The sequence below is a fragment of the Saccharopolyspora sp. genome (genome assembly GCF_017434145.1).
GTDB lineage: Bacteria > Actinomycetota > Actinomycetes > Mycobacteriales > Pseudonocardiaceae > Saccharopolyspora_C > Saccharopolyspora_C galaxeae.
The window spans coordinates 1-7,948 of record NZ_JAFRFW010000198.1 but is presented as its reverse complement, the minus strand read 5'-3'; the positions used below and the strand labels follow the sequence as shown (position 1 = coordinate 7,948).

The window sequence follows — 7,948 nt, the reverse complement described above, 5'->3', positions numbered from 1 at the left end:
GTCGCTGCACTCGCAGAACGACCCCCGGGCGATCTTCGTCATGGACAAGAACGGCGACATCTTCGCCTCCAACCGCCAAGAACTCGGCCGGTTCCACCATTCCAGCCTCGCCGCAGGCGAGCCGGTGGCCGCTGCGGGCGAGCTCGGTGTCAAAGACGGCGTGGTGCACTTCGTCAGCAACGCGAGCGGCCACTACCGGCCCGGCAAGGAAGCCACCATGAACTTCATGCGCCACTTGTTCAACGACCGCAAGGCCAAATTCGACCCCGACGCCGACGTCAGGATCATCGACCGCGCAGAACACCACCGAGCGGACAATGGAGACACGGAGGAACGTATGCACAACAGCGAGTTCTGGCGCCCGCCGGCCGACGGCCTCGCCTACGCCGTCCAGTTCGCCGACGAACTCACCGACCAACTGGCCGCCCACCACGCGCACCGGCTGCTCGCGGATCCCGTCGACATCCTCACCCAGCAACAGCAGTACGACGCGCTCACCTACGCCGTAACCAATGGCAACGACCTCGGACGCTTCGCCGCCTCCAGCCATTCCGAAGAGGACCTGCGTGAGTTCATGTCCAAGGTACTGACTGAAATGGACCGTCAACGGCCCTGGACTCCGCCCCCACTGCAGCCTCTTCCGCTGAACCGTTGGAGCGACTTCACCGACGCTACCCCAGTCGCGAGACTGACGATGTCGCCCCTCAAAGCCGAGGAGCGCCTCCGCCAGCCCTTCCGCCCTGCGCCCGACGATGGCCGCGACATCTGCCCGCTCGCCCTCGTCTCCGGAACCGAGATCGTCCTTGTCGCAAACTATTGGCCCGAAACCGGTGCCATGGCCGTACTCACTCACGACACCGAGCCCCAGCACGTCATCGATTACCTGCTCGCCAACACCAACCTCACCGAAAACGAACTCATGCCGGTCGGGTAAGCACGGACGGCCGCCGCGGTCAGCAGTAGCCTCGCCGAGGTCGGCTTCGGTGTCGGGGTATTCGGTCCCGACGTCGACATCGAGGCCCCTGCGAAGCCCGCCACGGAACAGCTCAAGGAGATCCATGCCCGGCGAATCCTGGCGCCGACCGGTCGACGGCCTCGTCTACTGCGTGCAGTTCGCTGAGGAGCTCACCGATGAGCTGGCCGCCCGCGAAGCTCAGCGGTTCCTCGCCGAGCCTTACGTCACGCTGACCCAGCAGGAGCAGTACGACGCGCTCGCGTACGCCGTGGCCAACGGTGCGGATCTGGGAGCCAACATCCCCCAGCCGCACAGCGACGAGACGTTGCGCATGTTTCTGTCCAAAGTGGTCGCCGAGATGGATCGTCAACGGCCCTGGACTGAACCACCGCTGCGGGCCCTACCGCTTTACCGGTGGAGCGACTTGACCGATGCGCCCCCGATAGCCGCGCTGAAGCTGTCGGTCACCGATGCCATGCAACGCCTCCGGTACACCTTCGACGACGACCCCGACGAGGGCCGCGAAATCTGCCTGCTGGGTCTGGCCAACGGCTTCGAGGTCGCCCTCGTCGACAACTATTGGCCCGAAACCGGAAACATGGCCGTACTCACCCGCGCCGCCCAACCGCAACAGGTCATCGAGTACCTGCTCGCCAACACCGACCTCACCGAAAGCGAACTCACGCCGGTCTGATCAGCGCGAGCGGCCGGGCCCGCGCTCCCAGCTACGACGCGGCATCGGTCAGTTCTTCCGGTTCGGGATCTTCGCGCCGATGACCACGTCGAGGTCGAGGTGCTCCTTGAGCAGGTGCTTGAGCTCCGGCCCTTCGATCAGCCGGATGCGCTCGTTGCGCGCGGCGAAGTCGTGCGTTGCCTTGCCGAAGTACGGGCTGGCGACTTCGCCGCCACCTGCTAGTGCAGCCGCCGCTGTGCAGTCGGGTCCACCGTGATGCGGGACGCCCAGCGCGGCGCGCTGTGCGGGTCGGAGCGCCGCTCGTCATGGGCGCCTGGTCCGGTGCGGCGGTGGGATGGAGACCGGCGCTATAACGCCGTTACGATCGCTGCTGCGAGGACGAGCGCGGTCGGGAACGGGAAGGATCTCCAGCGGATGACGAGTGAACGCAGCTACGACGTGGTGCTGCTGGGCGCCACCGGGTTCGCCGGTGAGCTCACGGCCGAGTATCTCGCCGGAGCCGTGCCGCCCGGATGCCGCTGGGCGCTCGCGGGCCGCAACGAGAACAAGCTGGCTGACGTGCGGAAACGGCTCAGCGAGCGGAATCCCGCTTGTGCGGACCTCCCGCTGCTGCACGCCGACAGCACCGACGAGGCCGGCCTGCGCAAGCTCGCCGAGAGCACCCGGGTGCTGATCACCACCGTTGGGCCGTACGTGCAGTACGGCGAGCCGCTGGTCGCCGCATGTGCCGCAGCGGGAACCGACTACGTCGACCTGACCGGCGAGCCGGAGTTCGTCGACCGGATGTACCTGCGGCACCACGAGACGGCCGTGCGCAACGGCGCCCGGATCGTGCACGCCTGCGGGTTCGACTCGATCCCCTACGACCTGGGCGTTTACCACACAGTGCGGCAGCTGCCCGCCGAGCGACCCGTCACCATCACCGGCCAGGTCCGGACCAACGCGTCCTTCTCCGGCGGCACCTACGCATCGGTGCTGACGGCGCTGTCCCGGCCGCGCCAGATGGCCGACGCCGCGAAACAGCGCCGCCGCGTCGAGACTCGCCCCGAGAACCGGCGGATCCACACACCTCTCGGATCGCCGCGCCGCGACCACGGCAGCGGCATGTGGCTGGCGCCGATGCCCACGCTCGACCCGCGGATCGTCGCCCGCTCGGCTGCCGCGCTGCCCGAGTACGGGCCGGACTTCACCTACCGGCAATACGCCGCCGTCAAACGGCTTCCCGTACTGGTCGGCGGGATCGCCGGGCTCGGAGCCCTCGGGCTGCTCGCGCAGATTCCGCCCGCGCGGCGTGCGCTGGCCACCGTCCGCGCCCCCGGCACCGGCCCGGCCGAGCAAGACCGCGCGAAGTCGTGGTTCTCGGTGCGCTTCACCGGCGAAGCCGGCGGGCAGCAGGTGCAGACCGAGTTCGCCGGCGGCGACCCGGGCTACGACGAAACCGCGAAGATGCTCGCCGAATCCGCGCTGTGCCTGGCCTTCGACGACCTGCCGAGCACCGCGGGACAGGTCACCGCCGCCACCGCCATGGGTTCGGCCCTGCTCGAACGGCTCCGCACCGCGGGCCTGACCATCCGCACCCTGCCCTGACCCCGGCGGCTCCGAGCCCGCCTCGCTGCGAACCGTCACGAGGCGGGTTCCGCCGCCGTCTGCGAGCGGCAGCCGAACCGTTGCGCCTCGGCGGCCTCGAACCCGGACGGTCATGAGCGCCGTTGCTCGATAGCTGACAGGCTCCGGTCAACGGTGGTTCAGCGGGCGGTGATCTCGGTGCCGCGCAACAACGGGCCGAGCAGCAGGCTCGACCACGGCGGCACATCCGCGCCCTGCGGGGGTGCCGCGATCGCGGCGATCAGCTCGCGCTCCGCCGGCGAGTTGGCGACCCCGAGCTCCGGCGCGGCGCCCCCGGAAGCCCCCGAGTTCGCGGACGAGGAAGCATCGGAACTCGGCAGCACACCCTGATCCCCGGTCCGGGCAGGCGGCGGCGACGACGTGCCGTCCTGCACCGGGCCGTCCGGCGGATATTGGGGCGCCCGCACCATCGGGTAGCAGCGCGGCCCGCGCTCGTCGCCGTAGACCGCGGCATCGCTGGGCACGTACTTGCCCCGGTTGGGCACGACCTCCAGCGTGATGTGCACACCCGGCTCCGCGGTGCCCACCCCGAACACCCGGTTGACCTCGGGGATGATCCCGGCGCTCTGCGCGAACACGCACGGGTACTCGGGCGCGTACTTCGCCAGCACGTCGAGCGTGGGACGGGCCGAGGCGTTCATCCGGATCAGGTTCTCGGAGTTGCCCTGGAGGAAACCGGTCGTGTCCTCGGATGTCGCGGTGAGCTGCCCGGTCAGCGCGCTGAGGTTCGCGCGCTGTTCGACCAGCGTCCGGGCCGTGCTGCTCAGCTCGCCGAGCCCTTCGAGGACGTCCGGCGCCGCCTGCTCGTAGGTTTCGGCGACACCCACCGCTTCGCGCAGGTTCTGCTGCAGTTGCGGCAGCGACGGGTTCAGCCCGGCCACGTACCGGTTCAGCTCCGAAATCGTCTCGCCAACCGATCTGCCGCGGCCGTCCAGCGCCTGGCTCAGTCCGTTGAGCGTGACCGCGAGGTCCTGCGGACGAACCGCTTGCAGCACGGGCATCGTGTCGGCGAGCACCTGCTGCAGTTCGACCGACGCCTTCGAGCGGTCCTGCTCGATGACGTCACCGGCGGTCAGCGGCCTCGACGACTCGTCCGCGGGTGGCCGCAGCGCGACGTACCGCTCGCCGAACAGCGTGCTGGGCAACAGCTGCGCCGAGACGTTCGCGGGAATCCGGCTGATCTTGTCCGGGGCGATCGCCAACCGCAGCTGCGCGCCGCCGGGGACCGGGACGACCTCGCGGACTTGGCCCACGATCATGCCGCGGACCTTGACGTTGGACTGCGGCAGGATCTGGTTCCCGAGCGATCCGGCGCGCAGCACGACCTCGGAATCGCGGCTGAAGGCACCGCGGTAGACGGCGATGCACAGCATCGGGATCAGCACCACGAACGCGACGAAGGTCAGCCCGAGCAGGCGTCGCCGGAGAGCCACCAGTGATCTCATCGCAGGCCCCTTCGCCTTCGCCGTCACCACCACCTGGCCGGGCCGCCCCGCGGCCGCGCCGGACGGCACCACGTATGACCTGCGCCACCCTCACGATCCGTTGCCGCACTGTCAATAGAGTTCGGGTAACGGCTGTTCAGGTCGGCGAGTCGTGCTCGCACAACGCCGCGTCGAGCGTCTCTTCCGGCGCTGTCATTGCATCGGGCGCTCGCCTCGGCACCGACCCGAGCCAGCCGATGGAAGCGGCCGAACTTCCTTGGGCCGCAACGGATCGCGGCAACGACCCAGCGTTGGTGAATTATTGACAACTTGTCAATATTTCACCACTGGCTACGCTTGCCGCCGCAAGAGAGGAAGTGCGCCAGTGGAGCACTGCGAAGAGATCAGCTACGCGCGCACCGGCCCGGTCGCCACGATCTCGCTGAACCGCCCGCGCGCCCGCAACGCTCACACCGCCGGCATGGCCGACGAGCTGGCCGACGCGTTCGACCGCGCGGACCGGGACGAGGACGTCCGCGACGTCGTGTTCACCGGCGAGGGCAAGGACTTCTGCGTCGGCGCGGATCGATTCCCGGCTGATCGCGGGGCTGCCGGCGAACGAGGACGCGATGGAGGGTGTGGCGTCGTTCCTGGAACGCCGCGCCCCGAACTTCCCCGGAACCGTCGGGCGCGATCTGCCGAGTCACCTGCCCTGGGTCCAGCAGGATGCTCCCACGACCCGCGCGACTTGATCCAGCGCCGACCGGCGGGCACGGCCGCTGATTGGCGGATCGCCAACAACTCGATTCCCACGTCACAGCGGATATTCACGGCTTCCGCGCCGTTTCCGGATGAGACCGTTGACCCGCTGAAGATAAGGTGGTGCGCATGAGTGTGCGGTCCTCGGCACCACGCAGGCGCCTCGATCCGGAAGCGCGCAAAGCGGAGATCCTCGCCGCCGCGCGGCGGGTGTTCGGTGCGGGCACCTACTCCTCGATCTCCACCGCCGACCTCGCCGACGAGGCGGGCGTCGCCCGCGGCCTGATCAACCACTACTTCGGCGGCAAGCGCGGGCTGTACCTGGAAGTGATCCGGCAGATGATGGTCATCCCGGCGACGGTGACCGAGCACCTGCCCAAAACCAGCATGGAGCAGCGCCTGGCCATCAGCGTGGATCGGTGGCTGGACGTGGTGGAGCGCAACAAGGAGATGTGGCTGACCGCGATCGGCCCGGAAGCCATGGGACGCGACCCGGAGGTCGAGGAGATCCTCGCGGAAGGCGACGAGATCGCCGCCGACCGCGTGCTGGAAGCGGCGATGATGACCGAGGTCGTCGAGAACCGCGAGACGCTGCGGGCGATCATCCGCTCCTACGGCAGCATGATCCGCGCCGCATCGCGGGAATGGCTGGTGCGCGGGGCGCTTTCGCGCAGCGATCTGCACGTGCTGCTGACCGACGTGATCCTGCACGTGCTCGTCACGACCTTTCCGAACGTGGTGGCCTCGCAGGAGCCCGGCTGAGCGGCAGGACGAACCGTCAGCCCGGCCGGTCGGTGCACCGCGCGGCGAAGGCGCCCAGTTCGCGCAGCGCCGCTCGCGCCTCCGGGAGCACACCCGCCAGCAAGGTGAAGGCGTGCATCTGCCCGTTCCACACCTGCAGTTCACACGGCACGCCCGCCTTTCCCAACCGGTGCGCCATCACTTCACCGTCGCTGCGGAGCAGGTCGATCGAGCCGACCTGGATCAGTACGGGCGGCAGCCCGTGCAAGGCGGCGTAGCGGGGCGACAGCAGCGGGTCGGTCAGCTCCGCGTCGAGCGCGCACATCCGCGCCACCTCGGCGGCGGCCCTGGCGGGCAGGTACGGATCGAGCAGCCGGTTCGCTTCGTAGGAAGGGCCGCTGCCCGCGAGATCGAGCCATGGCGACGTCGCGGCGATCGCAGCCGGGCGCGGCAGCCCCCGCTCCCGCGCGCGCAGGGCGACCGCGAAGGCCAGGTTCGCACCGGCCGAATCCCCGGCCAGCACCACGTCATCGCCGGAATACCCGCGCTCGAGCAGCCATCGGTACGCGTCGAGGCAATCCTCGACACCGTCTTGCATGCGGTGTTCCGGCACGGTCCGGTAGTCCACCGACAGCACCGGCGCCCCGGACAGTGACGACAGCCGCGCGACCTGCGCGCGGAAGAGCTTGGACGAACCCAGCACGAATCCGCCGCCGTGGGCGTAGAGGATCACCCGCCGCGCGCCGCGTCCCGTGCGGACCAGGTCCGCGCGGATTTCGGGCACCCGATGCACCCGCGTTCCGCGCGGGGCGGGGCCGAGCAGCGGCCCCAGCTCACCGGTGATCGACCGGACGCGCCGCACGCTGTCCGCGGTGATCGGAGCCCGCTCGATCAGGGGCCGCAGCGTCCGGCGCAGCACCGCCGCGAGTGCGCGGGAGCGGACCGAGACTCGGCCGCCGATCGGCATCCGGACGGTCATGCAGCGCTGGTCACCCGCACCGCGCGGAGGGTCATGACGGTTTTCCCGAATCCGCGGGCGAGTTCGCCGCCTGCCGGTCGGTCCTGGCTTCCAAGTCGCGGATGAACGCGTGGCTGCGCCGGTCGGTGACGAGCTGACCGTCGATGAGCACGTTCAGCAGCCCGCGCAGCAGCCCCCACGGCTGCCAGGAGCGAGGAACCGTGGTGCTGCCGGCCCGCCGGGCGATTCCGCGAGCGACCGAGCGCGCCGCGCGCTGCGGCGTGATGCGGCGGCGCAGCGGCCATGGCAGCCGCGAGTTCAGCTCCGCACCCAGTTCATCTTCGTCCAGTGTGGACCGCGCGAGGCGGGTGTCCACGATGCCGAAGTAGGCGACTCCCGCGGTGGCACCGTGTCCGGCGAGTTCCAGGCGCAGAATCCGGCCGAGCTGCTCGACGGCCGCTTTGCTCAGCACGTACGCGGCACCTCCGAGCGCGGGCGAGAACGCCGCCGCCGACGAGACCACCACCACGTGTCCCCGGCGGGCGATGACCTCGTCGATCGCCGGGCGGACGGTGTTGAACGCGCCGGTCAGGTTGATGTCCACCACGCGGTCGAAGTCGGCCGGGTCGATCTGGCGCAGCGTCGCGGGCGGTGGCGTCACGCCTGCGTTGGCGACGATCACGTCGATGCCCCCGGCCTCCGTTGCGATCTCGCGCACGGCGGCGTCCATCGCGGCGCGGTCGCGGACGTCGGCGACGGCGGTCAGGACTCGTCGCCCGCCCAACGCGCGC

Annotated in this window: 7 protein-coding genes and 1 pseudogene; 5 read left to right on the top strand and 3 right to left on the bottom strand. The window is 69.8% G+C overall.

Going from position 1 to position 7,948, the window contains the following annotated elements; all coding sequences use genetic code 11:
* The 3 genes from IJH84_RS05485 to IJH84_RS05475 form a co-directional block, all read left to right on the top strand.
* The coding region (locus IJH84_RS05485) for a hypothetical protein (protein WP_295141047.1) at positions 1-934 on the top strand (934 nt) is incomplete at its 5' end.
* Positions 935-1,058: 124 nt separating this feature from the next.
* Positions 1,059-1,649: a hypothetical protein gene (locus IJH84_RS05480; protein WP_295141045.1), complete on the top strand. Its 591-nt coding sequence runs from the start codon at positions 1,059-1,061 to the stop codon at positions 1,647-1,649.
* Between the two features lie 414 nt (positions 1,650-2,063).
* Positions 2,064-3,236, top strand: coding sequence for a trans-acting enoyl reductase family protein (locus tag IJH84_RS05475; RefSeq protein WP_295141041.1), 1,173 nt, complete (start codon positions 2,064-2,066; stop codon positions 3,234-3,236).
* Between the two features lie 158 nt (positions 3,237-3,394).
* Here IJH84_RS05475 and IJH84_RS05470 read toward each other — a convergent pair whose 3' ends face one another.
* Positions 3,395-4,720, bottom strand: coding sequence for an MCE family protein (locus IJH84_RS05470; protein ID WP_295141038.1), 1,326 nt, complete (start codon positions 4,718-4,720; stop codon positions 3,395-3,397).
* A gap of 364 nt (positions 4,721-5,084) precedes the next feature.
* Here IJH84_RS05470 and IJH84_RS05465 point away from each other — a divergent pair.
* Together IJH84_RS05465 and IJH84_RS05460 are read left to right on the top strand one after the other, a co-directional pair.
* Positions 5,085-5,285 (top strand): annotated as a pseudogene (locus IJH84_RS05465) (enoyl-CoA hydratase-related protein); the annotation flags it as partial.
* Between the two features lie 302 nt (positions 5,286-5,587).
* Positions 5,588-6,220: a TetR/AcrR family transcriptional regulator gene (locus tag IJH84_RS05460; protein ID WP_200071756.1), complete on the top strand. Its 633-nt coding sequence runs from the start codon at positions 5,588-5,590 to the stop codon at positions 6,218-6,220.
* 16 nt (positions 6,221-6,236) lie between these two features.
* Here IJH84_RS05460 and IJH84_RS05455 read toward each other — a convergent pair whose 3' ends face one another.
* Together IJH84_RS05455 and IJH84_RS05450 are read right to left on the bottom strand one after the other, a co-directional pair.
* Entirely contained in the window at positions 6,237-7,178 is a 942-nt protein-coding gene (locus IJH84_RS05455) for an alpha/beta hydrolase (protein ID WP_295141033.1), read from the bottom strand.
* A gap of 31 nt (positions 7,179-7,209) precedes the next feature.
* Positions 7,210-7,948 (bottom strand): SDR family NAD(P)-dependent oxidoreductase (locus tag IJH84_RS05450; RefSeq protein ID WP_295141030.1); only part of this gene is annotated, 739 nt, incomplete at its 5' end.